The organism is Velazquezella soli (assembly GCF_977018685.1).
The window spans coordinates 160,391-184,092 of sequence record NZ_CDRNXF010000004.1 but is presented as its reverse complement, the minus strand read 5'-3'; the positions used below and the strand labels follow the sequence as shown (position 1 = coordinate 184,092).

The 23,702-nt window shown below is 61.6% G+C and carries 26 protein-coding genes; 8 read left to right on the top strand and 18 right to left on the bottom strand.

Annotated features, from left to right (window positions below; all coding sequences use genetic code 11):
• Positions 1-18: 18 nt before the first annotated feature.
• Together AC0JZ8_RS04510 and pheT are read left to right on the top strand one after the other, a co-directional pair.
• Entirely contained in the window at positions 19-462 is a 444-nt protein-coding gene (locus tag AC0JZ8_RS04510) for a GFA family protein (protein WP_471891917.1), read from the top strand.
• Entirely contained in the window at positions 459-2,894 is a 2,436-nt protein-coding gene (gene pheT, locus AC0JZ8_RS04505; RefSeq protein WP_471891916.1) for a phenylalanine--tRNA ligase subunit beta, read from the top strand. Before AC0JZ8_RS04510 ends, pheT begins: the two co-directional genes overlap by 4 nt.
• On the opposite strand, the gene AC0JZ8_RS04500 is transcribed toward pheT, so the two are convergent.
• On the bottom strand, positions 2,891-3,124 hold the full coding sequence (locus AC0JZ8_RS04500) for a tautomerase family protein (protein WP_471891915.1): 234 nt from the start codon (positions 3,122-3,124) through the stop codon (positions 2,891-2,893). The two genes, pheT and AC0JZ8_RS04500, sit on opposite strands and share 4 nt — an antisense overlap.
• On the opposite strand from AC0JZ8_RS04500, the gene AC0JZ8_RS04495 reads away from it, so the two are divergent.
• Positions 3,117-3,734, top strand: a complete 618-nt coding sequence (locus tag AC0JZ8_RS04495; protein ID WP_471891914.1) for a hypothetical protein — start codon at positions 3,117-3,119, stop codon at positions 3,732-3,734. The two genes, AC0JZ8_RS04500 and AC0JZ8_RS04495, sit on opposite strands and share 8 nt — an antisense overlap.
• A 9-nt stretch (positions 3,735-3,743) precedes the next feature.
• On the opposite strand, the gene AC0JZ8_RS04490 is transcribed toward AC0JZ8_RS04495, so the two are convergent.
• From AC0JZ8_RS04490 to AC0JZ8_RS04475, 4 genes are read right to left on the bottom strand one after another with little or no spacing between them, the layout of a single operon-like run.
• On the bottom strand, positions 3,744-4,103 hold the full coding sequence (locus tag AC0JZ8_RS04490) for a nuclear transport factor 2 family protein (RefSeq protein WP_471891913.1): 360 nt from the start codon (positions 4,101-4,103) through the stop codon (positions 3,744-3,746).
• A 54-nt stretch (positions 4,104-4,157) separates the two neighbouring features.
• On the bottom strand, positions 4,158-4,382 hold the full coding sequence (locus AC0JZ8_RS04485) for a DUF3072 domain-containing protein (protein WP_471891912.1): 225 nt from the start codon (positions 4,380-4,382) through the stop codon (positions 4,158-4,160).
• 54 nt (positions 4,383-4,436) lie between these two features.
• A complete protein-coding gene (locus AC0JZ8_RS04480) occupies positions 4,437-5,432 on the bottom strand; it encodes an aldo/keto reductase (protein ID WP_471891911.1) in 996 nt (331 codons plus the stop codon).
• A 36-nt stretch (positions 5,433-5,468) separates the two neighbouring features.
• Positions 5,469-6,419: an aldo/keto reductase gene (locus tag AC0JZ8_RS04475; RefSeq protein ID WP_471891910.1), complete on the bottom strand. Its 951-nt coding sequence runs from the start codon at positions 6,417-6,419 to the stop codon at positions 5,469-5,471.
• Between the two features lie 190 nt (positions 6,420-6,609).
• Here AC0JZ8_RS04475 and AC0JZ8_RS04470 point away from each other — a divergent pair, with 190 nt between their 5' ends.
• Positions 6,610-7,596: a Gfo/Idh/MocA family protein gene (locus tag AC0JZ8_RS04470; protein ID WP_471891909.1), complete on the top strand. Its 987-nt coding sequence runs from the start codon at positions 6,610-6,612 to the stop codon at positions 7,594-7,596.
• 1 nt (position 7,597) lies between these two features.
• Here AC0JZ8_RS04470 and AC0JZ8_RS04465 read toward each other — a convergent pair whose 3' ends face one another.
• Entirely contained in the window at positions 7,598-7,978 is a 381-nt protein-coding gene (locus tag AC0JZ8_RS04465; RefSeq protein ID WP_062454083.1) for a GtrA family protein, read from the bottom strand.
• Positions 7,975-8,988, bottom strand: a complete 1,014-nt coding sequence (locus tag AC0JZ8_RS04460) for a glycosyltransferase (protein WP_471891908.1) — start codon at positions 8,986-8,988, stop codon at positions 7,975-7,977. Before AC0JZ8_RS04460 ends, AC0JZ8_RS04465 begins: the two co-directional genes overlap by 4 nt.
• A gap of 152 nt (positions 8,989-9,140) precedes the next feature.
• Between AC0JZ8_RS04460 and AC0JZ8_RS04455 the strand changes: the two genes are divergently transcribed.
• The 3 genes from AC0JZ8_RS04455 to AC0JZ8_RS04445 all read left to right on the top strand — a co-directional run bounded on the left by AC0JZ8_RS04455 (position 9,141) and on the right by AC0JZ8_RS04445 (position 13,090).
• Positions 9,141-10,985: a hypothetical protein gene (locus AC0JZ8_RS04455; RefSeq protein ID WP_471891907.1), complete on the top strand. Its 1,845-nt coding sequence runs from the start codon at positions 9,141-9,143 to the stop codon at positions 10,983-10,985.
• Between the two features lie 32 nt (positions 10,986-11,017).
• Entirely contained in the window at positions 11,018-12,631 is a 1,614-nt protein-coding gene (gene xseA / locus AC0JZ8_RS04450; RefSeq protein WP_471891906.1) for an exodeoxyribonuclease VII large subunit, read from the top strand.
• Between the two features lie 123 nt (positions 12,632-12,754).
• A complete protein-coding gene (locus AC0JZ8_RS04445; RefSeq protein ID WP_430258078.1) occupies positions 12,755-13,090 on the top strand; it encodes a hypothetical protein in 336 nt (111 codons plus the stop codon).
• 43 nt (positions 13,091-13,133) lie between these two features.
• On the opposite strand, the gene AC0JZ8_RS04440 is transcribed toward AC0JZ8_RS04445, so the two are convergent.
• The 3 genes from AC0JZ8_RS04440 to AC0JZ8_RS04430 all read right to left on the bottom strand — a co-directional run bounded on the left by AC0JZ8_RS04440 (position 13,134) and on the right by AC0JZ8_RS04430 (position 15,312).
• Entirely contained in the window at positions 13,134-14,387 is a 1,254-nt protein-coding gene (locus AC0JZ8_RS04440) for an aminopeptidase (RefSeq protein WP_471891905.1), read from the bottom strand.
• 92 nt (positions 14,388-14,479) lie between these two features.
• Complete coding sequence (ybaK, locus tag AC0JZ8_RS04435) at positions 14,480-14,953, bottom strand: Cys-tRNA(Pro) deacylase (RefSeq protein WP_471891904.1); 474 nt, start codon at positions 14,951-14,953, stop codon at positions 14,480-14,482.
• Between the two features lie 5 nt (positions 14,954-14,958).
• Complete coding sequence (locus tag AC0JZ8_RS04430) at positions 14,959-15,312, bottom strand: ArsC family reductase (protein ID WP_192078114.1); 354 nt, start codon at positions 15,310-15,312, stop codon at positions 14,959-14,961.
• 170 nt (positions 15,313-15,482) lie between these two features.
• Here AC0JZ8_RS04430 and AC0JZ8_RS04425 point away from each other — a divergent pair, with 170 nt between their 5' ends.
• On the top strand, positions 15,483-15,647 hold the full coding sequence (locus AC0JZ8_RS04425; RefSeq protein ID WP_092663836.1) for a hypothetical protein: 165 nt from the start codon (positions 15,483-15,485) through the stop codon (positions 15,645-15,647).
• Positions 15,648-15,902: 255 nt separating this feature from the next.
• On the opposite strand, the gene AC0JZ8_RS04420 is transcribed toward AC0JZ8_RS04425, so the two are convergent.
• The 8 genes from AC0JZ8_RS04420 to AC0JZ8_RS04385 all read right to left on the bottom strand — a co-directional run bounded on the left by AC0JZ8_RS04420 (position 15,903) and on the right by AC0JZ8_RS04385 (position 23,699).
• Positions 15,903-16,493, bottom strand: coding sequence for a YqaA family protein (locus AC0JZ8_RS04420; RefSeq protein ID WP_062578755.1), 591 nt, complete (start codon positions 16,491-16,493; stop codon positions 15,903-15,905).
• 65 nt (positions 16,494-16,558) lie between these two features.
• Positions 16,559-18,148, bottom strand: coding sequence for a glutamine-hydrolyzing GMP synthase (gene guaA, locus AC0JZ8_RS04415; protein ID WP_471891903.1), 1,590 nt, complete (start codon positions 18,146-18,148; stop codon positions 16,559-16,561).
• A 40-nt stretch (positions 18,149-18,188) separates the two neighbouring features.
• Positions 18,189-18,827: a 5'-methylthioadenosine/S-adenosylhomocysteine nucleosidase gene (locus AC0JZ8_RS04410; protein ID WP_471891902.1), complete on the bottom strand. Its 639-nt coding sequence runs from the start codon at positions 18,825-18,827 to the stop codon at positions 18,189-18,191.
• Positions 18,824-19,273 (bottom strand): PaaI family thioesterase, encoded by a 450-nt coding sequence (locus tag AC0JZ8_RS04405; RefSeq protein WP_062454073.1) that lies wholly within the window; start codon positions 19,271-19,273, stop codon positions 18,824-18,826. The genes AC0JZ8_RS04410 and AC0JZ8_RS04405 overlap by 4 nt, the downstream gene beginning before the upstream one ends.
• 70 nt (positions 19,274-19,343) lie before the next feature.
• Positions 19,344-19,796 carry a TspO/MBR family protein gene (locus tag AC0JZ8_RS04400; RefSeq protein WP_471891901.1) on the bottom strand — a complete coding sequence of 151 codons (453 nt, stop codon included), beginning with the start codon at positions 19,794-19,796 and terminating at the stop codon, positions 19,344-19,346.
• Between the two features lie 37 nt (positions 19,797-19,833).
• Complete coding sequence (locus AC0JZ8_RS04395) at positions 19,834-20,919, bottom strand: DUF1513 domain-containing protein (protein WP_471891900.1); 1,086 nt, start codon at positions 20,917-20,919, stop codon at positions 19,834-19,836.
• Between the two features lie 3 nt (positions 20,920-20,922).
• Positions 20,923-22,029 carry an imelysin family protein gene (locus AC0JZ8_RS04390; RefSeq protein WP_471891899.1) on the bottom strand — a complete coding sequence of 369 codons (1,107 nt, stop codon included), beginning with the start codon at positions 22,027-22,029 and terminating at the stop codon, positions 20,923-20,925.
• Positions 22,029-23,699 (bottom strand): di-heme oxidoreductase family protein, encoded by a 1,671-nt coding sequence (locus tag AC0JZ8_RS04385; RefSeq protein WP_471891898.1) that lies wholly within the window; start codon positions 23,697-23,699, stop codon positions 22,029-22,031. The genes AC0JZ8_RS04390 and AC0JZ8_RS04385 overlap by 1 nt, the downstream gene beginning before the upstream one ends.
• Between the last annotated feature and the right edge of the window lie 3 nt (positions 23,700-23,702).

The window sequence follows — 23,702 nt, the reverse complement described above, 5'->3', positions numbered from 1 at the left end:
ATTGCGGACGGAATTGCGATGAGTGAGATGGTGACGCGACAGGGGAGGGTGCACCGCGGTGGCTGCCGCTGCGGCGCGATCCTCTTTGCGGCCAGCGCTGACCCGATCTACGCCAGTTACTGCCACTGCAGCGATTGCCGGAAAGCAACCGGTTCGCCTGTCGCTGCCTTTGTCGGGTTCAAAACCGGCGACGTGACTTTCGCAGGCGAGACCGGCTCGGCCTACGGCACAGCACCCGTCAAGCGCAGCTTCTGCGCGACCTGCGGCGCACCGATCGCCTATACCGATGAGCGGCTCGCCGACCGGATCTACTTTATGCTTGGCGCCATGGATGCGCCGGAAAACTATCCGCCCAGCGTGCACGGTTACGTGCGCGAAGAGCTTCCTTTCTTCCATGTCGATGACGGCCTGCCACGGATGGAAACCATGACCGTGCAGAGACCTTCAGGAGAAAACCGATGAAATTCACGCTTTCCTGGCTCAAGGATCACCTTGAAACCGATGCCAATCTCGAGCAGATCTGCGAGCGCCTGACGGCGATCGGGCTGGAAGTCGAGGATGTCGATGACAAGGCAGCCTACAAGCCTTTCGTCATCGCAAAAGTCCTGTCGGCGGAAAAACATCCGGAAGCGGACCGCCTGAAGGTTCTTTCCGTCGATGCCGGTCCGGATGTCAACGGCGGCAAGCCGCTGCAGATCGTCTGCGGCGCGCCGAATGCCCGCGCCGGTCTGGTCGGTGCGCTTGCGCGTCCGGGCGATTACGTTCCGGGTATCGATGTGACGCTTGCCATCGGCAAGATCCGCGGCGTCGAAAGCCACGGCATGATGTGCTCCGAAAAGGAGCTGAACATGTCGGAAGATCATAACGGCATCATCGATCTTCCCGACGATGCGCCGGTCGGCACCTCGTTCGCCGCCTATGCCGGCCTCGACGATCCGATGATCGAGATCAACCTGACGCCGAACCGTCCCGATTGCACTTCGATCTATGGCATCGCCCGTGATCTGGCTGCATCCGGCCTCGGCACGCTGAAGCCCCGCGCGGAGCCTCAGCTCAAGCTCGAAGGTGAAACCTCGGTCGGCCTGTCGATCGATCTCGATGACGAAAACCTGTGCCCCGGCTTCGGCCTCCGCCTCGTGCGCGGCGTGAAGAACGGCGCGAGCCCGGCCTGGATGCAGACGCGCCTGAAGGCGATCGGCCTGCGTCCGATCAACGCGCTCGTCGACATCACCAACTACATGACCTTCGACCAGGGCCGGCCGATGCACGTCTTCGATGCCGCCAAGGTCAAGGGCGATCTGGTCGTTCGCCGCGCAAGCGAAGGCGAAACGATCCTCGCGCTCGATACCCGCGAATACAAGCTTTCACCCAACAACGTCGTCATCGCCGATGACAACGGCGTCGAATCCATTGGCGGCATCATGGGTGGCGAACATTCCGGCTGCGACGAGAACACCGTCGATGTCCTGATCGAATCGGCTCTGTGGGACCCGATCAACATCGCGAAATCCGGCCGCGCGCTCGGCATCATCACCGATGCCCGCTACCGGTTCGAACGCGGCGTCGACCCAGACTATATGCTGCCCGGCCTCGACCGCACCACGCAACTGGTTCTGGAACTCTGCGGAGGCACCGCGGCCGAAGCAAAGGTCGTCGGCTACACGGCATATGAGCCGAAGGTCGTCGATTTCCCCTTCGCCGAGGTCAAGCGCCTGACCGGCCTTGAGATCTCCTCAGAAGAAAGCCGCCAGATCCTCGATCGCCTCGGCTTCACGGTCGAAGGTTCAGGCGAGCGCGTATCGGTGAAGGTCCCATCCTGGCGTCCGGATGTCGATGGCAAGGCCGATCTCGTCGAAGAGGTCATGCGCATCCACGGTGTCGATCACATCAAGCCGGAGCCGCTCGAAAGCATCGGCAGCGTCAATGGCAAGATCCTGACGACGTTGCAGATCCGCACCCGCACGGCCAAGCGTGCACTCGCTGCCCGCGGCATGCTGGAAGCGGTCACCTGGTCGTTCATTCCCGAGGCGCAGGCAAAGCTGTTCGGCGGCGGCGCGCCCTCGCTGAAGCTCGCAAACCCGATCGCAGCCGACATGTCGGATATGCGTCCCTCGCTGCTGCCGGGTCTGTTGACCGCTGCCCAGCGCAATGCTGACAAGGGTTTGGGCGATGTGGCGATCTTCGAAGTCTCCGGCACCTACGAGAACGACACGCCGGAAGGCCAGCGTCGCGTTGCCGGCGGTGTCCGCCGCGGCACGGCCTCCATCAATGGCGCAGGCCGCCTTTGGTCGAACGGTGCCAAGGGCGGCGGCAAGCCGGTGGATGTCTATGATGCCAAAGCCGACGCGCTGGCCGTGATCGAAGCCTGCGGCTTGCCCATGTCGAACGTGCAGGTCGAACAGGGTGGTCCCGCCTGGTATCATCCGGGCCGCTGCGGCACGATCAAGATGGGTCCGAAGATCGTGCTTGGCACGTTCGGCGAATTCCATCCAAAGACGCTGTCGGCGCTCGATGTCTCTGGCGCGCTGTGCGGCTTCGAGGTCTATCTCGACGCCATGGCCGAGCCGAAGAAGAAGGCGACCCGCACAAAGCCGCCGCTGGAACTGTCGCCCTTCCAGGCGGTCAAGCGCGACTTCGCCTTCGTGGTGGAATCATCAGTCGAAGCCGGCGCGATCGTCAAGGCCGCGACCAGTGCCGACCGCAAGCTGATCTCAGGTGTGAACGTGTTCGACGTCTTCGAAGGCGCGTCGGTCGGCGAGGGCAAGAAGTCGGTCGCGATCGAGATCCTGATCCAGCCGGTCGACAAGACACTGACGGACGAGGATTTCGAAGCACTCACCGCCAAGATCGTCGCCAACGTCGTCAAGGTGACCGGCGGCGTGCTGCGCGCCTAATTGGCGCGCTGGTAACGCCATTCCTGTGTCCTGCCGCCATATCCATAGGATGCGGCGCGGACGTCCTGAACATAGATGTAGCTCTCCTCATGCAGATCGCCGAGGAGAGCCCCAAATCCCTCGAAGGCCGCCCGGATAAAGGCGGCCTTTTCGCTTTTGGTATTGGTTTTGTGGGTTTCAAACGGGCGTGGTAACTTCACAAGAATCGTGAAGGAAGGGCCGGTGCGCAAGCCAAATTCCATGAAGGGGCTGGAGGAGCTTGGCCGGGTCAGGCTATCGGAAAACTTCTTCTTCCGCGATTTCCTGTTTTCCGAGATTGCCGCGGTCTATGGCCTGGCCAATGTCCCTGACGATCCGCATCTGGCGATCGAGGCGGGGCGGCGCCTTTGTGAAGAGTTGCTGGAACCGCTGCAGGCGACATTCGGCCGGCTGCATGTGCGCTCAGGTTACCGCGCAGCTGAAGTCAACGCCTTCGGCAATATCAGGGGATTAAACTGCGCCACCAATGCCGCCTCGTCTGCGGATCATATCTGGGATCTTCGCGATGCCGATGGCTGCATGGGCGCAACGGCCTGCGTCGTCGTCCCATGGCTGATTGACAATGTCAGCGAGGAAGGCGACTGGCGAAAGCTCGCCTGGTGGATCCACGATCACCTTCCCTATGCCTCGCTCTGCTTTTTCCCGAAACTCTGGGCCTTCAATATCCAGTGGCATGAGCGACCGGTTCGGCGGATCACGAGCTATGCCCAGCCCCGCGGCCTCCTGACAAAGGCCGGAATGGAAAACCATGGGGGCGACCATTCGGAATGGTACCAAGGCTTTCCGGAGATGAGGCGATAGCAAGCGGTGTCAGGAATGCAGGTGGTAGAGCTTGCTGACAATGACCCAGCGGTTATCAACCTTCAATAGAGAGAGGTAGTCGGTAAACCGGAGGCCGGCAAATTCGTCGATGAGTTTGACGCTGGCTGCGTCGCCGGTGATATCCAGAGCAAGGATCTCGATCAGAGGCTGCGTACCTGCCGGCGCTGGCCCTTCTGAAGCGACCGCTGCGACAAATTCGGCCACCGACAGCCATTCGACCGCATTGTCGTAGTTTCCGATGATCGAAGCTTTTGGATGAAACGCTTTGCGGAGCGCACCTTCATGCGCAAACGTCATCCCGTCCACGTAGAGATGCACGACCGACTGTACTGCCTGCTCTTCAGACATGACGAGGCCCTCCCCAAGGCTCTACAATAGCAGAACCCGGGGAGGGCTCAACACTCACATCTTCAGCTTCTCGCGCAGCGCATCGATGCGCTTGGAGGCTTCGGCCTTGGACAGATCTTCGGCGAAAGCGTCGGGATCCTTCGCCTGCTCGCTGAGGGTCTTGAGATAGGAGCCCTGGGCACCTGTCATCGGCTCGTCACCGGTGACCCAGTCATCCGGGTCCTTCTCGGTGTTCGATGCGGGATCCGGGTCAGTCTTCGGGTTATGTATGTCGCTCATAGTTTCCTCACCGTTTGGATGTTCCTTAAACGTTCTCGGTGAAACGAAGTTCCATCATCGGCGTGGCGTCCATGCCGCCTGTCCGCCGTAACGGGCCCCGGCAATCTTGTCGGGAGACAGCATGTCGTCGAGGAGCTTCACGTCATCGGCGGTCAGCACGACGTCGGCTGCTCCGGCATTCTGCTCCAGATTGGGGATTTTGCGCGCGCCGGGAATGGGCACGATGAAATCGCCTTTGGCGAGCACCCAAGCGAGGGCAAGCTGCGCCGCCGTGATGCCCTTTTCGGCCGCCATCTGTTCGACAAGCCGCACCAGCGCTAGGTTCGCTTCCATGTTCTCAGCCTCGAAGCGCGGCATGGTCCGGCGAAGGTCACCCTCGCCGAATTCCGATGTGTTCTGGATCTTGCCGGTCAGGAAGCCGCGGCCGAGCGGGCTGAACGGCACAAAGCCGATCCCCAGCTCACGGCATGTATCGATCACATCGCCCTCGGGATCGCGGGTCCAGAGCGAGTATTCGCTTTGCAGCGCCGCAATGGGGTGCACCGCATGAGCGCGCCGGATGATGTCAGGGCTCGCCTCCGAAAGCCCGAGCGCGCGCACCTTGCCTGCCATCACCAGCTCCGCCATCGCTCCGACCGTCTCCTCGATCGGCACATCAGGATCGACGCGGTGCTGGTAGAAGAGGTCGATCACGTCGATGCCGAGGCGTTTCAGCGACGCTTCGGCAACCGCGCGTACCTTCTCCGGCCGGCTGTCGAGACCGGACATTGCGCTCGAGTCCTTTTTAGTGGGATCGATCCTGAATCCGAACTTGGTGGCGATCACCACCTTGTCGCGGAACGGCTTCAACGCCTTGCCGACCAGCTCCTCATTCACGTAGGGGCCATAAACTTCGGCCGTGTCGAAGAAATTGACACCGATCTCGACGGCGCGGTGCAATGTCCTGATCGACGTCGCCTCATCCTGCCCGCCATAGGCATGGCTCATGCCCATGCAGCCAAGGCCAATCGCCGAGACCGTCAGTTCAGTTCCAAGCTTGCGTGTCTGCACGGGAATTCTCCAGGTTAAACGTTACGGAGGGATAGATCAGGCGCCGGCCTCGTTGAGCAGCGCCATCTGCGCGTCGCTGAGCTTGAGTTTTCCGGCCGCGATGATCGCCTCAAGCTGGTTCAGGCTGGTGGCGCTGGCGATCGGCGCGGTAATGCCCGGACGCGCGGCGACCCAGGCGATCGAAATCGCAGCCAGGCTTTCGCCTGTTTCCGCGGCCACCTGGTCGAGTGCTGCAAGCACCTTCAGGCCCCGGTCGTTGATATAGTCGGGCATGCGATTGCCGCGCGTCCTGCCTTCTGCATCTTCGGCCTTGCGATACTTGCCCGTCAGGAAGCCAGCCGCCAATGCGTAGTAGCTGATGACGCCGATATCCTCTGCGATGCAAAGGTCCGCAAGCGGGCCTTCGAACTTGTTGCGGGTGTAGAGATTGTATTCCGGCTGCAGCACATCGTAGCGGGGCAGGCCGTTTTTGTCAGCGGCATTGAGCGAGGCCCGCAACTGTTCGACACTGAAGTTCGAGCAGCCGATGGAACGCACCTTGCCGGCATCCTTCAGCTTCGCAAGCGCGCCAAGCGTCTCCTCATGCGGCGTGTCGTCATCGGGAAAATGCGAAAGGTAGAGGTCGATATAGTCGGTCTGCAACCGCTGCAGGGATTTGTCGACGGCTTCCACCACCCACTTCGCCTTCAGCTTCTTGTCGTCGCCCATGGTGGGGTAACCGAACTTGGTTACAATGACAGCCTTGTCGCGGGCCACCGTGCCGCGCTTCAGCCAGTTGCCGATCACGGTCTCGCTCTCGCCACCCTGATGTCCCGGCGCCCATGCGGAATAGACGTCGGCGGTGTCGATCGTATTGAACCCCGCCTCGAAGAACGCGTCCAGCATCTCGAAAGAGGTTTTTTCGTCCGCGGTCCAGCCGAACACGTTGCCGCCGAAAACGACGGGCGAGATGGAAAGTCCGGTACGGCCGAGCAAGCGCATGTCCATGATGGTCTCCAGATAGATGACGTGGGGAAGCGATAGTGGTGAAGGATGAAACTATGCTGATTGGATCGACTGTCAAACCGACAAGCGGGCACAAGGTTTCAGCACTGCCAACAACGACAGTTGCCCGCCCGACCAAGCGGCCCTAGGTTAGCCTCCCAATGACTGTCTGTGAATGTGTGGAGGCACTGCTATGTTGCGTTTTGGAATCCTGTCGACGGCGAAAATCGGACGGGACGCTGTCGTTCCCGCACTGCTAGACGCCGAAAACTGCGTGGTCAGCGCCGTTGCCAGCCGTGACATTGCCAAGGCGCGCGCATTTGCGGACCGGTTCGGCGTGCCGCATGCGTTCGGTTCCTACGACGAGATGCTGGCGTCGGACATGATCGATGCCGTCTATATCCCGCTGCCGACCAGCCAGCATGTGGAATGGTCGATCAAGGCGGCCGAGGCCGGCAAGCATGTTCTCTGCGAAAAGCCGATCGCGCTGAAGGCGAGCGAGATCGAGCGACTGATCGCTGCAAGGGATGACAATGGCGTTCTGATTTCCGAAGCCTTCATGGTGACCTACGCGCCCGTCTGGCACAAGGTGCGCGAACTCCTGAAGGAAGGCGCAATCGGCGACCTCAAGCATGTCCAGGGCGCCTTCAGCTATTTCAACCGCGATCCGGATAACATGCGCAACATCCCGGAACTCGGCGGCGGCGCGCTGCCGGATATCGGCGTCTACCCGACCATTGCGACGCGCTTTGCGACCGGCCTAGAACCTCTACGCGTCCAGGCCACGGTAGTGCGCGATCCGGACTTCGGCACGGATATCTATGCAAGCGTCAAGGCGGCGTTCGAGACATTTGAAATGAGCTTCTACATCTCGACCCAGATGGCGGGTCGCCAGCTCATGGTGTTCCACGGCACAGAGGGCACGATCGAGGTCAAGTCTCCGTTCAATGCGGATCGCTGGGGCGCCGAAGAGATCGAACTCACCAACCAGAAGCACAACGTCTCGCAGATCTTCCGTTTCCCCGACAGCCGCCAGTATCGCCGGCAGGCAGAAGCCTTTGCCAAGGCAGCCATGGGCGAGGCGGCGGACATCGTGACGCTCGAGAACTCGCTTCTCAACCAGCGCTTCATCGATGCGATCTACCGCGCCGGAGAGACCGACGGCTGGGAGACGGTCTGACCTAGTTCTTGTGGCGGAAGACGAAGCGGGAATACCCGAAATAGCTGTAGGCCGTTGCTGCAGCCGAGGCGAACACGATCGCCGCAATCGGCTGCAGGAACGGCGCCCGCCACATTAGCAGGGAATAGACGGCGTAATTGATACAGGCCGAGGTGATGCCCACGGCCCAGTATCGAAAGCCCTCTTGCGCCAGCGAGTGCGGCGATGGCTCGAACGTCCGGTTGCGGTTGATGAGCCAGGTAAAGCTCATCGCGGCCATGATCGCAGGAATACGGGCCGCAAACGGACCGAACCCGGCAACCGCGATGAGAAAATACGTCAGTCCAGCATCGATAACGAAGCCGCAGCCGCCCGCGGCCAGGAACCAGAAAAGTCGCTTCATGCGGCGCTCTTGGCGTCGCCTTTTGCATCCTTGCGGCGGCGGCCGGCAGGCTTCTGCAGCGAGACCGGAGCGTGCACCCGTTGTGGCATGCTCATATAGTGGATGCGCAACTGCTCTGACCGCGCCCGTGATACGGAATCGAGGATGAGCCCGGCCGTGAACACCAGGAACGAGATCAGCATCAGCACCAGCGAGAACACCCAGGTCGGCATCCGCTCGACCAGGCCCGTCTCGAAATACTCGACCAGCACCGGCGCCATGAAGGCGAGGCTGGTTGCCATGATGGCAGAGCTGATCGTGCCGAAGAAGGCGAAGGGCCGTGTTTCCTTCATCAGCATTGCAAACATCCAGAGGATTTTCGCGCCATCGCGGAAGGTGGAGAGCTTGGAATGCGATCCTTCCGGACGCCGTCCGTAATCCAGCTCGATCTCGCAGATCGGCAGTTTCAGACGCGACGCATGCACCGACATTTCCGTCTCGATCTCGAACCCGCCTGATACGGCCGGAAAGCTTTTGACGAAGCGACGCGAGAAGGCGCGGTAACCGGAAAAGATATCGGTGAAGTCGCGCCCGAAAATCGTCCGGTAGAGAATGTTGAACAGCCGGTTGCCGGTCGCATGGCCCTGACGCCCGGCATCCGCATGAACGCCGCGGCGGGTGCCGACAACCATGTCGGCGCGCTCGGTCAGGAGCGTGCGGATCAGCTCTTCCGCGTCTTTCGGAGAATAGGTGCCGTCGCCATCCGCCATCAGATAGATATCGGCGTCGATATCGGCAAACATGCGGCGCACCACATGGCCTTTGCCCTGGCGCCGTTCCCGCATCACCTCGGCACCGGCGAGCATTGCTTTCAGCGCGGTGCCATCGGTCGAATTGTTGTCGTAGACATAGATGCGCGCATCGGGCAGTGCCTGTCGAAAGCCGTTCACCACAGCTTCGATCGTCGATGCTTCGTTGTAGCAGGGCAGAAGAACGGCGATCTTCAGATCACCCGTCAGGGCATCGGTCATGGTTTTCACTCGATACAAAGAAGACCGCAGACGGCACACGCCGCTTCACCGCTTTACTATTTCTTGGGAAGGTTAAGGCTAGGTTTCGGGCTGGAATATTTCGGGGCGAAAATGCGAAAGCCCCGGAAATCATGGTCGGAGGTGGGGAAGACATGCAGGTCGTTAGCGGGCGCGGTGCGATATCGTCGAGGCTTGCGCCCGTGGTGATGATCTACTGGCTTGCAATCTCGATCATGGCATTGGTCATCAAGCTGCCCACCGCGACCGATCTGATCGGTGCCGACAACGACGACATCATGCGGCTGGTCGAAGTCCGCGATCTCCTTGGCGGTCAGAGCTGGTTCGACATGATGCAGTACCGGCTCGGCCTCGCCGATGGCACGCTCATGCACTGGTCACGTCTGGTCGATCTGCCGATCGCGACATTGATCAAGTTTTTCTCGCTGTTCATGGCAATGCCGCTGGCCGAAGGCGTCGCGGCAACGGTCTGGCCGCTTCTCGTCTCGCTCCTCCTGTTCGTCCCGCTCGGCCTTGCCGGCCGCCGCATCGGCGGGGTGGTCACCCTGCATCTGGTGCTCGGCATCGGCGCGATCTTCGTCTTCACCAACATCAAATTTCAGCCGGGCGCGCTCGATCACCACAATGTCCAACTGGCGCTTGCCATGTGGGTCACAGCCATGCTGGTCGATCCGCAATATCGCCGGTCAAGCTATGCCGTCGCCGGCATTGCAGCGGCGCTGGCGATCGCCGTCGGTGCCGAAACGGTCCCTTTCGTCGCTGCCGCCTGCATCTGCGTCGTGCTGCAATGGGCCTGGCACGGCAGGTCGTTCGCCGGGGCCGCCAAAGCGTTCGGCCTCTGCCTCACGCTTGCGATCTCCGCCGCCTTTTTCGCCACCGTGCCGCCCTATCGCTATGCGGTCGTCACCTGCGATAATCTTTCCTTCGGCTTTTATTCGCTGACGGCGATCGGTGGCGCCGGCCTGTTCATTCTGGCAAGCCTGCCCTTGCCCGATAAACGGTTGCTGCGTTTCGCCATGCTGGGGGCGGCCGGCGTCGCCCTTCTTGCTGCAGCCCGCGCAATTGCGCCGGAATGCCTCGGCAATCCGCTGGCAAACCTTGATCCGCTGCTTGTCGAACTCTGGCTGAACGGCGTAACCGAGGCACGCTCGATCGTGGCGGAAGTGCGCGACACACCCGAACTCGTCGGCGGCTTCTATGCCGTGGGCCTTTTCGCCATCCTCGTCTGCCTTGCCCGCATCGCGTGCCGCAGCAAAGTCGAAATCCACGTCGTGCTTGTGGTTCTGCTCGGCGTTTCCTTCGCTGTTGCCGCTATTCAGGTGCGCGGCACGATCTTCTCAAACCTTCTCAGCATCCTGCCGCTGTCTCTGCTGATTGCCGATATCCGCGTCCGTGCCAATGCAGACCGCAACAATCCAGGTCTTGCCGCGGCCTATATTGTCACGGTCCTTGCGTCCGTCCCGGTCGTCTGGGGCGTGGTCGGCATTCTCGTGAAAGACGGCGTCGGCTCCGTCGACCTCAATATCCTGTCCACCGATAATGCCGGCGAGGCGGGGGAATGCGGCGGGCCGCAGGCATGGGCGGCGCTGAACACGCTGCCGGTCGGCGTCGTCGCGTCTCCCTCCAACAGCGGCGCGGAGATTATCCGCTTTACCCGACATCGCGCGCTCTCTGCGCCCTATCATCGCAATCAGGGCGGCATGCTGACCGAACTGCATATCGGCCTGGCGCAACCCGATGAAGCCAAGGCCTTTATCGATGGTGCCGGTGTCACGGCTCTCACCTTCTGCAAGAGCGATCCGCAGACCGAGCGGCTGATCGCGATGAAACCTGACGGCCTCTATGCCGCGCTCGCCCGGAGTGACGTCCCACCATACCTGCAGCCTGTGGCCACAGGCCCGCTGGATGGGTTCATGATCTATCGGGTTGTTCGAGACTACCGCGAGATTAAGCGTCGGATGATCCGGAAAGACGGATGAAATCGGCGCAGCCTTCGGTTAGAACAAAGGGCATGACGAGCCCTATCGCCCAAGAATCGCCGACGAACCTCACCGAATTTTCCGTGTCGGAGCTTTCCGGCTCAATCAAGCGCACGATGGAAAATGCGTTCGATCATGTGCGGGTGAGGGGAGAAATTTCCGGTTATCGCGGTCCGCACTCTTCCGGTCATGCCTATTTCTCGCTGAAGGACGACCGCTCGCGCATTGATGCGGTCATCTGGAAGGGCACCTTCTCGCGCCTGCGGTTCCGGCCGGAAGAAGGCATGGAAGTGATCGCGACCGGCAAGATCACCACATTTCCAGGCTCGTCGAAATATCAGATCGTCATCGAAAACCTCGAGCCGGCAGGCGCCGGCGCGCTCATGGCGCTGCTTGAGGAGCGCCGCCGCAAGCTCGGTGCCGAAGGCCTGTTCGATCAGGACCGCAAGCAGCCCCTGCCTTATCTGCCGCGTGTCATCGGCGTGGTGACCTCGCCAACCGGCGCCGTCATCCGCGATATCCTGCACCGCATTTCCGATCGCTTTCCCGTCCATGTGGTCCTATGGCCCGTCAAGGTTCAGGGCGAGGGGTCCGGCGAGGAAGTCGCCGCTGCCATCCGCGGGTTCAACGCGCTCGGGCCAGGTGACGCCATCCGAAGACCAGATGTGCTGATCGTCGGGCGGGGCGGCGGCAGTCTGGAAGACCTCTGGAGCTTCAACGACGAGATCGTCGTGCGCGCTGCAGCCGAAAGCCGGATACCGCTGATCTCGGCCGTGGGCCACGAGACCGACTGGACGCTCCTCGATCACGCCGCCGATGTTCGCGCACCGACGCCGACAGGCGCCGCCGAAATGGCTGTTCCCGTGAAGGCGGATCTCGAAGCTCAGCTCGCCAGCCTGGCCGCCCGGCTGCGGGGCTGCGCAGCGCGCCAGATGGACCACCGCAAACAGTCGCTGCGGGCGCTCGTCCGCGCGCTTCCGTCGCTCGACCAGCTGCTGGCACTTCCGCGCCGACGGTTCGATGAAGCCGCGGCTGGCCTCGGCCGCGGGCTGGAGCGCACGACGGTCGTCAAGCGCCGCGCGTTCGAGCGTGTCTCGTCCGGTCTGCGCCTCGATCTCCTGACGGGCAGGCTCCAGCAACAACGCCAGGCTTTGAACGACCGGCTGCTACGGGCCGATCGTTGCCTGGAGAGAAGAGCGTTGAGCGAACGCGGGCGTCTGTCGCGTTTCGAAGCGTCGCTGAAATCTCTGCCCGCGCGGCTGCTCGGCCAGATCCAGCGCGAGCGTCAACATCTCGTATCGTTCGGGCGCCATGCCGATACCGCCATGTCGCACACGCTCGCGCGCAGCCGTTCGGCCATCTCGGCGCAGGATCGCGTCCTGCAGTCGCTCTCCTACAAGAACGTCCTGCAACGCGGTTTTGCGGTCATTCGAGATGAGAACAACCACCCCCTGACACGGGCCGCTGGCATCGGCGAGGGCCGGGCGATTTCCGTGGAATTCGCTGACGGTCGTATCTCGGCCGTCACGGGCGGCGAGGCACCCGTTGACGATCCGTCGCCCTCCGCACGGCCATCTCAGCCGAAAAAGAAGCTGCCGAAACCGGAAGGTGCCGACCAGCCTGCCAAGCAGGGCACGCTGTTCTAACCCTTGGGCGGCAGCCCATTCAAATCCCCGCCAAGACTTCCTATCTTCTCCACGAAGAGACCTCTCTGGAACACGGCGTTGCAAGCCGCGTTTCCTCGGCAGTTGCAAACGGAGACCATGGCCATGAAAAAAGCATTCGCGACCTCGTTGCTGATCCTCTCGGCGGCAGCTTTCGGCACTCCGGCACTGGCCGGACAGACGAGGGCATCGGAGATCATCTTCGGCAAGGCCTATGACGACAACGTCATCGCCATCCAGTCCGGCTCGCTCACCAGCCGCAAGGACGGGTATTCCGAGTGGTCGGGTTCCGGCAACGACTTCATCATGCGCCGGGCCCAGGCGGAAGTCAGTGCCGACAGCAGCCTGATGCGCTCGCTCGAAGCCCGCGGCATTGCGGTCCACAACGTCCTGTCGGTGGAAACCGCTGCCAATGGCGGCAAGGTCGTCTATTACCGTTGATAGTGGCAAAGGCCCGGCAAATCCGGGCCTCGCGTCTCGTGCGTCAGGCCCATTCGCCGGCGCGCATGACAGGCACTTTGGAACCATCGGCCCTGATGCCGTCGATATCCACCTTGTCGGATCCGATCATCCAGTCGATGTGGATGAGGCTCGAATTGCCGCCCTGCGTCCTGATCTGCTCCGGCGTCAGTGAAGCTCCATCGAGGAAGCATTTCGAATAGCACTGGCCGAGCGCGATATGGCACGACGCGTTTTCGTCGAACAGTGTGTTGTAGAACAGGATGCCGCTTGCCGAAATCGGCGAGGAGTGCGGCACCAGGGCCACTTCGCCCAGCCGGCGAGCACCCGCATCCGTATCGAGAACCCGGCTCAGCACTTCCCCGCCCTTGGCGGCACTTGCCTCGACGATGCGGCCACCCTCGAACTTAACCCTGATATCGTCGATCAACGTGCCCTGATGCGACAGCGGCTTGGTGCTGGAAACATAGCCTTCCACCTTCAGCGCGTGGGGGGTGGTGAACACTTCCTCGGTCGGAATGTTCGGATTGCAGGTGATCCCGTTCTTCGCAACGGACGCCCCGCCATGCCATTCATGGCCATCAGCCAGGCCGACCGTGAGATCCGTGCCGGGGCCGGTGAAATGAAGCGCCGAAAAACGCTCGCCGTTCAGCCAGGTGGAGCGCTTCTTGAGGTTCGCATTGTGCGAGGCCCAGGCAGCGACGGGGTCGTCGAGATCGACGCGGGAAGCGGCAAAGATCGCATCGGCCAGCTTGCGCACCGCCACCTCTTCGGCCACGTCCGGGAACACCTGCCGCGCCCATGCCGGGTTGGGATAGGAAATGATGTTCCAGTTGATGTCGAAATTGGCGATCTTTTCAAGCGCCGGCTTATAGGCCATCGAATTGGCCTTGTTGGCCCGCGCCACCTTGGTGGGATCCTGTTCGGAGAGCATCATCGGGTTGTCACCGGAGATCGCCAGCCGCGCGGCACCATTGGCGTAAGCCTTCGCCATGCCCTCGTAGAGCCAGTCCGAGGCCTTGTCGAAACTCGCATCGGGCGCGAATTCGTAGCGCGCAAGCGTCGTCTCTTCGTCGGAATAGAACGTGGTAACAAGACCGGCACCGGCCTTGTAGGCGTGGCGGGTCAGGAACCGCACCAGCGGCAAGGCCGCAATAGGCGCCGTGATGACAAGATCCTGGCCCTTCTCCAGCCCAAGACCAACCTTGACCGCCACTTCGGCAAGCTTTTCGAGTTTCTGCGGATCGATGGCGGTCTGGAAATTCGGCACGATTGTCATAATGGCCTCTGTTCTTGGAATATCTGCTGACACGACTTAGGGTAACTGAGGTGAATTTGAAGTCGATCGGTCACGATCATAGTCCCCTCGCTTCACGCAACAAGGGCCGCCGCTATCGCTTTCAACGCCGATTGTGCGTCTTTTGGGGCAAGACGAACCTGAAGCCCTCGCTGGCCACCATTGATGAAAACGTGGACCTCCTCGAGAGCTGTCGCTTCGATGGCCGTCGGGACGAGCTTCCTCTGTCCGAACGGGCTGATGCCGCCGACACGATAACCGGTTATCCGTTCCGCATCGGCCGGCTTCATCATGGCCGCAGACTTGCCGCCGAAGGCCGCCGCAAGCTTCTTCATCGAGACTTCCCTATCGGACGGGATGACAACGCAGACCGCCTTGCCGTCCACCTCCGCCATCAACGTCTTCAGGACACGGCAAGGCTCTTCGCCGATCGCCTCGGCTGCCTGAAGGCCGATGCGTTCGGCGTTTGGATCATAGTCGTAGGTGACCGTCGTGAAGCTCACGTCAGCCTTCTCGAGGACTTCGGTTGCGCGGGTCGCCCTGGACATGAAATTCAGGTCTCGGTGAATGTCGCGGCGTAGGTTTCCGGTTTGAAGCCGACAACCAGCTCGCCATCCGCTTCCAGTATGGGCCGCTTGATCATCGATGGCTGAGCCGCCATCAGCGCGATCGCCTTCTCCCGGTCGAGATCCAGCTTGTCGGTCTCGGGAAGTTTCTTGAACGTGGTGCCTGCGCGATTCAGCACCTGTTCCCACCCGGCGCGCCCCGTCCAGTCGTCAAGATGATCGGGGTCGATACCGAGCGCCTTGTAGTCGTGGAAGGTGTAGGCAACGCCCTTCTCATCCAGCCAGGCGCGGGCCTTCTTCATCGTGTCGCAATTCTTGATGCCATAGATGGTGATCGCCATGAAAACCTCTTCAGTTGATGACGATCGATAGCAACGACACCTCGGTTTAGGCAAGGCATGGATGCCGTGAGGTCCGTGCCATGTGATTGGCGCATGCCTCCTCTGTGAGCTTGTCGATTGTATAGGCACAATCAGAAGCCTATTTTAGGAACATCACAAGGAGAGATCAAATGTCTGCATCTATCAAGAACCGCGTTGGCGCATTCGGTCGTGCATTTGCACTGTTCGGCGCTGCCGTCTCCGCATCCGCTGCTGTCGAGAACAACCGTCGTCCGCACGCCCGTGATCTCGAGATCCTCGGCATCGATCCCCAGGCTTTCCGCAAGGTTCGCTAATCATACTTCCAAAGACCGCCCGGCGGGAAAGCTCCTGCCGGACATGTGTGGCGTAATCCTTCACCACACCATAAGCGCTGATGATACGACCCGGCTGAGCCCTTCAGCCAGAGCAGGTCACCATCCCGCTAAACGCATGGCTTGTTTCGAAAGCCAATAGGCGATCAAGCCACAAACTTCCCCGCAAAAATAATGATACTAGGCCAGGCGCGCCCAGGCTGCCTGATAGCATAGACGAGCTGGCGTCGCGCCAACTCAGCTCATCAGCATCTTGTAGGCGCAATAGACGGCGATCAGCACGACGGCGCCGATCAGTGCGATCTTCCCGAGCCGCTTCTCGATGAAGTGCCGGATGCTCTCGCCGTGGCGGCGCAGGAGCCATGCCAGGAGAAAGAAGCGGGCACCGCGGGTCACCACGGCCGCCGCGATGAACAGCCAGATGTTGACATGCACGGCACCGGACAGGATCGTGACCACCTTGATCGGCGGCAGATGCGCAAAGCCTGAGGTGACCAGCATCAGCAGGATCGTCTCGTAGGTGATGCCGGACTTCAGCTCGTTGAACGTATCGAGCTTGCCCCAGAATTCGAGGATCGGCACAGCGATCGCATCGAAAGCGAAAAACCCGATCCACCAGCCCGCAATGCCACCGAGGACCGAAAACGTTGTAGCGATCAGGGCGTAGCGCCAGGCGCGCTCTGGTCTCGCGAGCGCCATGGGCAGAAACAGCACATCTGCCGGCACCAGGAAGACAGAGCTTTCGACGAAGGCGATGACCGCAAGCCACACGCTTGCGGACTTGCGGGCGCTGAGCGCCATCGTCCAGTCATAGAGGCTGCGGAGCATAGGAATATCCGGGAAGGGATTGGGACGTGACAGGCCGCCGAGTGATGCGGCCGGTCACTAAAGGCCTATTCCCACTCGATCGTGCCGGGCGGCTTGCTCGTCACGTCGTAGACGACGCGGTTGATGCCGCGCACTTCGTTGATGATGCGGGTTGCCGCACGGCCGAGGAAGTTCATGTCGTAGGGGTAGAAGTCGGCCGTCATGCCGTCGACCGAGGTGACCGCGCGCAGCGCACAGACGAAGTCGTAGGTGCGGTAGTCGCCCATCACGCCCACGGTCTGGACCGGCAGCAGCACGGCGAATGCCTGCCAGATCGTGTCGTAGAGACCGGCCTTGCGGATTTCGTCGAGATAGATCGCATCCGCCTTGCGCAGGATATCGAGCTTTTCGCGGGTAATCCCACCGGGGCAGCGGATGGCAAGGCCTGGACCCGGGAACGGGTGGCGGCCGATAAAGCTTTCCGGCAGGCCGAGTTCACGGCCGAGTGCGCGGACCTCGTCCTTGAAAAGTTCGCGCAGCGGCTCCACCAGCTGCATGTTCATGCGCTCAGGAAGGCCGCCAACATTGTGGTGGCTCTTGATGGTGACCGACGGGCCGCCGGAGAACGAAACGCTCTCGATGACGTCGGGATAAAGCGTGCCCTGCGCGAGGAAGCGCGGAGCGCCCTTGCCGTCGGAGGCGATCTTGGCGGCTTCCGCTTCGAAAACCTCGATGAACAGGCGGCCGATCGTCTTGCGCTTGACCTCAGGGTCGGAAACGCCGGCAAGCTGGGTCAGGAACAGGTCGGATGCATCCACGGCAACGAGCGGGATGTTATAGGCATCGCGGAACATGCCGACGACCTGTTCGGTCTCGCCCTGGCGCATCAGGCCGTGGTCGACATAGATGCAGGTCAGCTGGTCGCCGATCGCCTCATGGATCAGAATGGCTGCAACGGATGAGTCGACGCCGCCGGATAGGCCGCAGATGACGCGCTCCGTGCCCACCTGTTCCTGGATCTTGCGGATCATTTCAGCCTTGTAGGCCGCCATGGTCCAGTCGGACTTCAGGCCGACGATCTTGTGCACGAAATTGGACAAGAGCTTGGCGCCATCTGGCGTGTGCACCACTTCCGGATGGAACATCGTCGTGTAATAGCGGCGGCTCTCGTCGGCAGCGATCGCGAACGGCGCGTTTTCGGATGTGGCGATGACTTCGAAGCCATCGGGCAACTGCGTAACGCGGTCGCCGTGGCTCATCCACACCGGATAGCGTCCGCCCTGTTCCCAGAAACCATCAAACAGCGGGCTGGATTTCTTGATTTCGACATCGGCGCGACCGAATTCCGCGGCATGGCCACCCTCGACGACGCCGCCGAGCTGGGTTGCCAGCGTCTGCTGGCCGTAGCAGATGCCAAGGATCGGAACGCCGCTGTCGAACACGGCCTGCGGCGCGCGGGGGCTACCCTCTGTCGTGACCGATGCCGGGCCGCCGGAAAAGATCACACCCTTCGGCGCAAGCTTGTCGAACGCGTCCGAGGCACTCTGAAACGGGTGGATCTCGCAATACACACCCGCTTCGCGCACGCGGCGCGCAATCAGCTGCGTCACCTGGCTGCCGAAATCGATGATGAGAATGCTGTCGGGATGAGCTACCAAGGGCGTTGTCTGGGTCATGGCGAGCCTTTAGAGAAAAACTGGCTTTTGTGCAACTGCGTCAGAGCGCCAAATCGCCGCTTTCGAGGGCGTTTTCAAGCCGGTCGATGACCGCGGCAAGCTTCTCGTCAATGACATGGAGATATTCCGTCCAGTTGTCGACATGCTTCAGCTCTGCCTTGCCGTCGGAAATGCCCCGCAGGCCGATCAGCGGAACACCGAAAAGCTGACAGCATCGCAGCACGGCAAAGGTCTCCATGTCCACCATGTCGGCGGCCACGAGATCGTAAGCTGATCCCGAAACGATATTGCCGCCCGTCGAAAGCGACGCTTCCGCAATGCCGGGGATGCGTAGCGGCATGGGGACGATTGCCGGGTGATCGAGAAACGGTGTGCGTCCCTTCTCGAAACCAAGCGGGGAGGCGTCCATGTCGCGATAGGCAACGGAGGATACCTGATAGACTTCTGTCTGCTCGTGACTGCGCGACCCGGCGGACCCGAGTGAGACGACCAGATCCGGCAACCGGCTTTCCGTTTCCAGCCGTGTCAGCGCGCGCGACAGGACGGCCGCCGCCTCAACCGGGCCGACGCCGGTCATCAGCGGCTTGATCCGCGTTTTGAGATGCGGACCGTATTCGGCATCGACGGCCATCACGAACATGACCTTTTTGCCCGCAACCGACTTGAGTTCGAAATTCATCCGACGATATCCTGCCTGCCCCGGATGACCATCATCGATGCGGTCATGGACGCAATGAGTTTTGCCGGCCCGTCACTGATCGCATAACCGCGCCCGTCCGCGACAATGATCGTCGACCCGGGCTTGGTGATTTCGCCGCGAAACAGAAACCGCTCTCCACGTCCGGGCGACAACAGGTTCACCTTGAACTCGATCGTCAGGATCGAGGCATCAGGCGCAATCGTCGTGTAGGCGGCATAGGTGCAGGCGGTATCGAGGGCTGCCGAAATCACGCCGGCATGCAGAAAACCATGCTGTTGGGTCAGCTTTTCGCTATAGGGCAGCTCGATCTCGATCATCGCCTGCTCGACCCGGGTGAGCTCCGCATCGAGCATTGCCATCGCGCCCTGCCGGTCAAAACTCTGGCGAATACGCTCGCGAAAATCGCCTGTTTCGAGAATGCTCATGCCTGCCCCTTTGATCGAGGCAAGGTGCCATGCCGGGCCGGTATCGGCAAGCCGGTTTGGTCTCGGCTCGTCAATTGAGCATGACGATCGAAATGTTGAGCATCGTCGCAAACGCGACCCACAGCGCGTAGGGCACGAATAGGAGCGCGGCGGTTCGGTTGGGCTGCCAGCTCATGGCGATGAAGAGCAGGATGAAAGCGAGCATCGGAACGATGATGGTGAGGCCCAGAACCGGGTTCTGCATTCCGAAGAAGGCCGGAGACCAGAGAAGGTTCAGGACGGCCTGCACCGCAAACACCACGAGCCTTCGAGTGTTGTTCTGGTCGTACCACGTGGATGCGAGCGCTGCCCCAATCATGCCGTAGAGAACCGTCCAGACCGGTCCGAAGATCCAGTTCGGCGGATTGAAGAACGGCTTGTTCAGCTGTTGGTACCATTCGCCGGGAATGTTGCTGACGCCGCTGATCACGCCGACGGCGACCGACGCGATGATGAAGAGACCGTAGACAATAGGTTTGCGCATGTACCCTCAGATAGAGCGGTTTGAGCGGCCGGAAAGATCATCCGATGCGAACGATGTGCTGGTCCCAGGCTATCCGGCTTTTGGTCTCGTTGAAACGCCCGTCATAGGTCGAGACCGCGATGCCATGCGCGGCCGGTGCGACGCCCGCAGCCTCCCGCACCGTCTCCTCCTTGAGCAGTTGACCGGTCCTTGCATCCAGCGTCACCGCCGCACCGCCGACCGGTGATGTCAGGCCGACCAGCCCCTCGCGACGGTTGACGGCAATCGCGCCCACATAATTGCCAAGCCGCACCGTGGTTTGTTCGGGCAGGTCGAGGAAGGCGATGTCTTCGCCCTTCGAAAACCAGCCGGCAAGCGGAGGCAACGCGTTGCGCGCACCTTCCCACTGGCAGGCAAACCAGATCCGGCCACTATCGGCAATGTCGAGATGCCGGGTGGAAAGCTGCGATAGCGCCGGCGGCATCAGGTGTTTCTGGATCAGCGCGCCGGATCGTGCATCCAGCAGCACCAGCGATGGCTCCATACGATCGAGATTGAGCTTGGTGCGGCCGAAATCCGGATGCGTCTCGATACCGCCATTGGCAATGACCAGCATCGACCCGTCGTCGGAGACGGTCATATCGTGGGTGCCGACACCATGGGCATCGAATTCGCCGATGCGGCGGAAGCCGTCGCGTCCATCATAGACGCCGATCATGCCGCGATTGCCGTCGAAATCATTCTCGCTCGCGTAGAGCCTGGTACCATCAGGCGAGAAATGCCCGTGCCCGTAGAAATGTCGCCCCTCCGGCGCGGTGATCATGACAGGCTCCGCCCGGCGTGCCGCATCGAACACCATGGCGAACGTGCCGGGCCGCCTGGCGAAGGCCACCGTTCGACCGGTCGTAGCACTGAAGGCCATGCCATGCGCCCGGGCGGGCAGCGCCACACGATCGATGATCTCGCCGCGCTCCGACACGGTCGCGATGCCGAATGAGCCGTCGGGTGCGCGAAAACCCGAGGCATAGACCGCGTCTGCCCGTTCCAGCGCCATCAGCGAGCCCGGGTTAAGGGCCGCGGTAAAGGCGACGCCGGCCGCCTTCAGGAAGCCGCGTCGATCGATTGTTTCGCCGCGCCAGCTCATGGCCTAGTCGCCGTCTGCAAACGAGAAGCCGGAGGAAAGCCCGATCGCGCCGCCGTAACCGTCGTTCAGCTTGGCGATCACGTCCTTTCCGCCGTCGAGAAGCGATTGCAGCTTCGCCTGCTCGCCGGGGTTTTCGACCGCCACTTCGATATTGGGCATGACGGTGCGGGCCGTGGCGATCATCGACTGCAATCTGGCCTGCGTTGCCGCGACGACCGGTCGGTCCTTTTCCTGCAGCAGCTCGACCATGCCCGACGTGGCGAGCAGCTTTGACAATCCATCAAGATTGCCGTGCAGGCTGTCCCAGGTGTTTTGCGAACGCCAGAACAGCGCCTGTTTCGGAAACGTCGCCTTGCCGGCACCCTTGTAGAATGTCTCGATCCGCTGGTCGCGCACGGCCTCCGCGCCATGGACCAGAATACCGAGCAACGCAGTTATCGCCTCGCCGCCTGTGCGAAAGGCCGGGTTGTCGGGTCCCGGCTGTTCCCAAGTCTTGGCGATGCCATCCGGCGCGTCCCAGATACCGGCCACTTCCTTTGCGACATTGGCAACGTTCTGCGCGGCTGCGGCGGCATATCGGCAGCGAAATGCATTCTCGGCCGTCAGCAGATCGCTATCGGCATTGGTGCCGTAAAGCAGATATTCGAGTGCACCGAGACCCTGCGTCGCAACACTTTTCGCGGCAAGCGTCGCTGGGTCCGTCGCTGTTTCGTCCTTCTTGGCAAGCACAGCCTGCACCTGCTTCAGACCGGTGCTCTTGCGGTCGGGATAAAACAGAACCCGCTCGAACCGGTTCTGCTCGATGATCGGTCCGGTGCGGACGATCTCGATCGACCCCCAGCTGACGACGAGCGCGCGGAATGCGGTCTTAACGACGTCGAGATTGGCGACCGAAGGCGCCTTGCAGAGCGCAGCACTCTTGTCGGCCATATTCTGCGCAGACGTCTCGAAGGCATCATAGCCCGGCCGGACAAAGCCGTTGACCGCCGCAGTCATCACCTTCGTGACGGTAGCTGCCGGAAGTTCGACTGCCGGCACGCTGTCGGCATCCTGCGCCTGCGCTGTTGTGGACAGCAGCAGAGCCAGGCCGGCCGCGAAGATCATGCGCATCAGAGTGACTCCAGGAAGGTGAGAAGAGAAGCGCGATCATCCTTGGAAAGCGATGCAAAGGCATCGCGTGCCGTCTGCGCCTCGCCGCCATGCCAGAGAATTGCCTCGGTCAGGTTTCGCGCCCGCCCGTCATGCAGGAAGAACGTGTGCCCATTGACGGTCTGCGTCAAGCCGATACCCCAGAGCGGCTGGGTGCGCCATTCCTGCCCGTTCGCCACGCCCACCTGCTGGCCATCGGCAAGGCCTTCGCCCATGTCGTGCAGCAGGAAGTCGGAATAGGGCCAGATCAGCTGGAACGCATGCGCCTTGTTTCCCGCATCGCGGCGGGTCACGAATTTCGGCATGTGACAGGAAGCACAGCCCGCCTGATAAAACAGCTGCTTGCCCTTCAGCACGCCGGCATCGCCGATATCGCGTCGCGCGGGCACGGCGAGGTTTTCCGAGTAGAAGGTGACGAGCGGCAGCACTGGATCAGGTGCTTCCACAGGGCCGAGCCGCGGCTGGACACCGGTCGGCAGGGCCAGACAGTCGCTCTGCGCCTTCCTGCAGTCGCCGTGATCGAACGGATCGTCCGGCGTCGAGATGCCGATATCGCCGGCGAAAGCCGATGAACTCTGGTCGCGGATGGAGGCGTTCTGCGCCTTGAAGCCGAAACGGCCGATCTTCAGCTCGCCGCTCTTGTGGTCGCGCACCAGCGCGGCCTTTCCCGAAATACCGTCACCATCAGTGTCATCAGGATCGGCGTTGGCAAGCAGGTCGGCCTCGTGGATCGCCTGAATGAGGCCCATGCCGATCATGGGCGGAGCCACGCGCGGCGAAAGCGTGACATCGCCCTCCATCGGGCCAAATCCCAGGTCTGCAACCGAATAGCTGGGCTTGCGCAGAGTAACCACCTCGCCATCGGCAAGTTTCACCGGCAGGTCCTGATAGGCAATCTGCAGTCTGCCTTCGGCCTGCAGCCCGGGCACGGCGAGATCCTGCAACTGCTCGCCATAGACCGCATCCGGAAAGTTGAGCTTGCGATAATCGGCGATCACCGCGCGTTCTTCGTCGGTCCGGGCCGGGCGGGCCAGCCGCAGGAACATCGAGGTCGCGTCGGCGCCACCTTCCGGCGGATGCCCGCGACCATCCTTCAGGTGACAGCTCTGGCAGGCCCGCGCATTGAACAGCGGACCCAACCCGTCGGAAGCCTGGGTCGACGAGGGAGATGACACCCAGAGCTTCGTGAACAGCGCATTGCCGAGCTTGAACTCCTGCTCTTCCTCAAACGTGATGTTGGCAGAAAAATGCGAGAAGATATTGCCGTTGACGCTGGCCTTCGTCGTCGCGCCGCCGCCGGCCATCAGCTCGAACTGCTCCGGCTTGGAGAAGTCCGTCGTGGCACGCGTCACGCTCTCCACCCGCTTCTGGTCTTTCGGGTTGAGATCGGTGCGCGACGTCGGAAAAATGCTGTCGCCGCCGGTGGCGATCAGCGGGATCAGGAAGAGAGCGCCGGAAACGACTGGCAAAACCAGCCGAAACAAATACCCGCTGCTCCTCCTGGCACTTTTCCCGGGAGGAGGAAGGCAGCGGGAAGCGGCCTCGTCGTCCAGCGGGTGCTGGCGACAAGTCGGGGAGTGGTTATGCCCCTCCCGCGTTCGGGGAGGGGTGAATGAGGTGAAATGTTTCATCGC

Bases quoted from the DNA above. Each gene is read 5' to 3' on its own strand.
- AC0JZ8_RS04510 (WP_471891917.1), top strand. From the start codon at position 19: ATGAGTGAGATGGTGACGCGACAGGGGAGGGTGCACCGCGGTGGCTGC.
- pheT (WP_471891916.1), top strand. From the start codon at position 459: ATGAAATTCACGCTTTCCTGGCTCAAGGATCACCTTGAAACCGATGCC.
- AC0JZ8_RS04490 (WP_471891913.1), bottom strand. From the start codon at position 4,103: ATGTCTGAAGAGCAGGCAGTACAGTCGGTCGTGCATCTCTACGTGGAC.
- AC0JZ8_RS04485 (WP_471891912.1), bottom strand. From the start codon at position 4,382: ATGAGCGACATACATAACCCGAAGACTGACCCGGATCCCGCATCGAAC.
- AC0JZ8_RS04475 (WP_471891910.1), bottom strand. From the start codon at position 6,419: ATGGACATGCGCTTGCTCGGCCGTACCGGACTTTCCATCTCGCCCGTC.
- AC0JZ8_RS04470 (WP_471891909.1), top strand. From the start codon at position 6,610: ATGTTGCGTTTTGGAATCCTGTCGACGGCGAAAATCGGACGGGACGCT.
- AC0JZ8_RS04465 (WP_062454083.1), bottom strand. From the start codon at position 7,978: ATGAAGCGACTTTTCTGGTTCCTGGCCGCGGGCGGCTGCGGCTTCGTT.
- AC0JZ8_RS04460 (WP_471891908.1), bottom strand. From the start codon at position 8,988: ATGACCGATGCCCTGACGGGTGATCTGAAGATCGCCGTTCTTCTGCCC.
- AC0JZ8_RS04455 (WP_471891907.1), top strand. From the start codon at position 9,141: ATGCAGGTCGTTAGCGGGCGCGGTGCGATATCGTCGAGGCTTGCGCCC.
- xseA (WP_471891906.1), top strand. From the start codon at position 11,018: ATGACGAGCCCTATCGCCCAAGAATCGCCGACGAACCTCACCGAATTT.
- AC0JZ8_RS04445 (WP_430258078.1), top strand. From the start codon at position 12,755: ATGAAAAAAGCATTCGCGACCTCGTTGCTGATCCTCTCGGCGGCAGCT.
- AC0JZ8_RS04440 (WP_471891905.1), bottom strand. From the start codon at position 14,387: ATGACAATCGTGCCGAATTTCCAGACCGCCATCGATCCGCAGAAACTC.
- ybaK (WP_471891904.1), bottom strand. From the start codon at position 14,953: ATGTCCAGGGCGACCCGCGCAACCGAAGTCCTCGAGAAGGCTGACGTG.
- AC0JZ8_RS04430 (WP_192078114.1), bottom strand. From the start codon at position 15,312: ATGGCGATCACCATCTATGGCATCAAGAATTGCGACACGATGAAGAAG.
- AC0JZ8_RS04425 (WP_092663836.1), top strand. From the start codon at position 15,483: ATGTCTGCATCTATCAAGAACCGCGTTGGCGCATTCGGTCGTGCATTT.
- AC0JZ8_RS04420 (WP_062578755.1), bottom strand. From the start codon at position 16,493: ATGCTCCGCAGCCTCTATGACTGGACGATGGCGCTCAGCGCCCGCAAG.
- guaA (WP_471891903.1), bottom strand. From the start codon at position 18,148: ATGACCCAGACAACGCCCTTGGTAGCTCATCCCGACAGCATTCTCATC.
- AC0JZ8_RS04410 (WP_471891902.1), bottom strand. From the start codon at position 18,827: ATGAATTTCGAACTCAAGTCGGTTGCGGGCAAAAAGGTCATGTTCGTG.
- AC0JZ8_RS04405 (WP_062454073.1), bottom strand. From the start codon at position 19,273: ATGAGCATTCTCGAAACAGGCGATTTTCGCGAGCGTATTCGCCAGAGT.
- AC0JZ8_RS04400 (WP_471891901.1), bottom strand. From the start codon at position 19,796: ATGCGCAAACCTATTGTCTACGGTCTCTTCATCATCGCGTCGGTCGCC.
- AC0JZ8_RS04395 (WP_471891900.1), bottom strand. From the start codon at position 20,919: ATGAGCTGGCGCGGCGAAACAATCGATCGACGCGGCTTCCTGAAGGCG.
- AC0JZ8_RS04390 (WP_471891899.1), bottom strand. From the start codon at position 22,029: ATGCGCATGATCTTCGCGGCCGGCCTGGCTCTGCTGCTGTCCACAACA.
- AC0JZ8_RS04385 (WP_471891898.1), bottom strand. From the start codon at position 23,699: ATGAAACATTTCACCTCATTCACCCCTCCCCGAACGCGGGAGGGGCAT.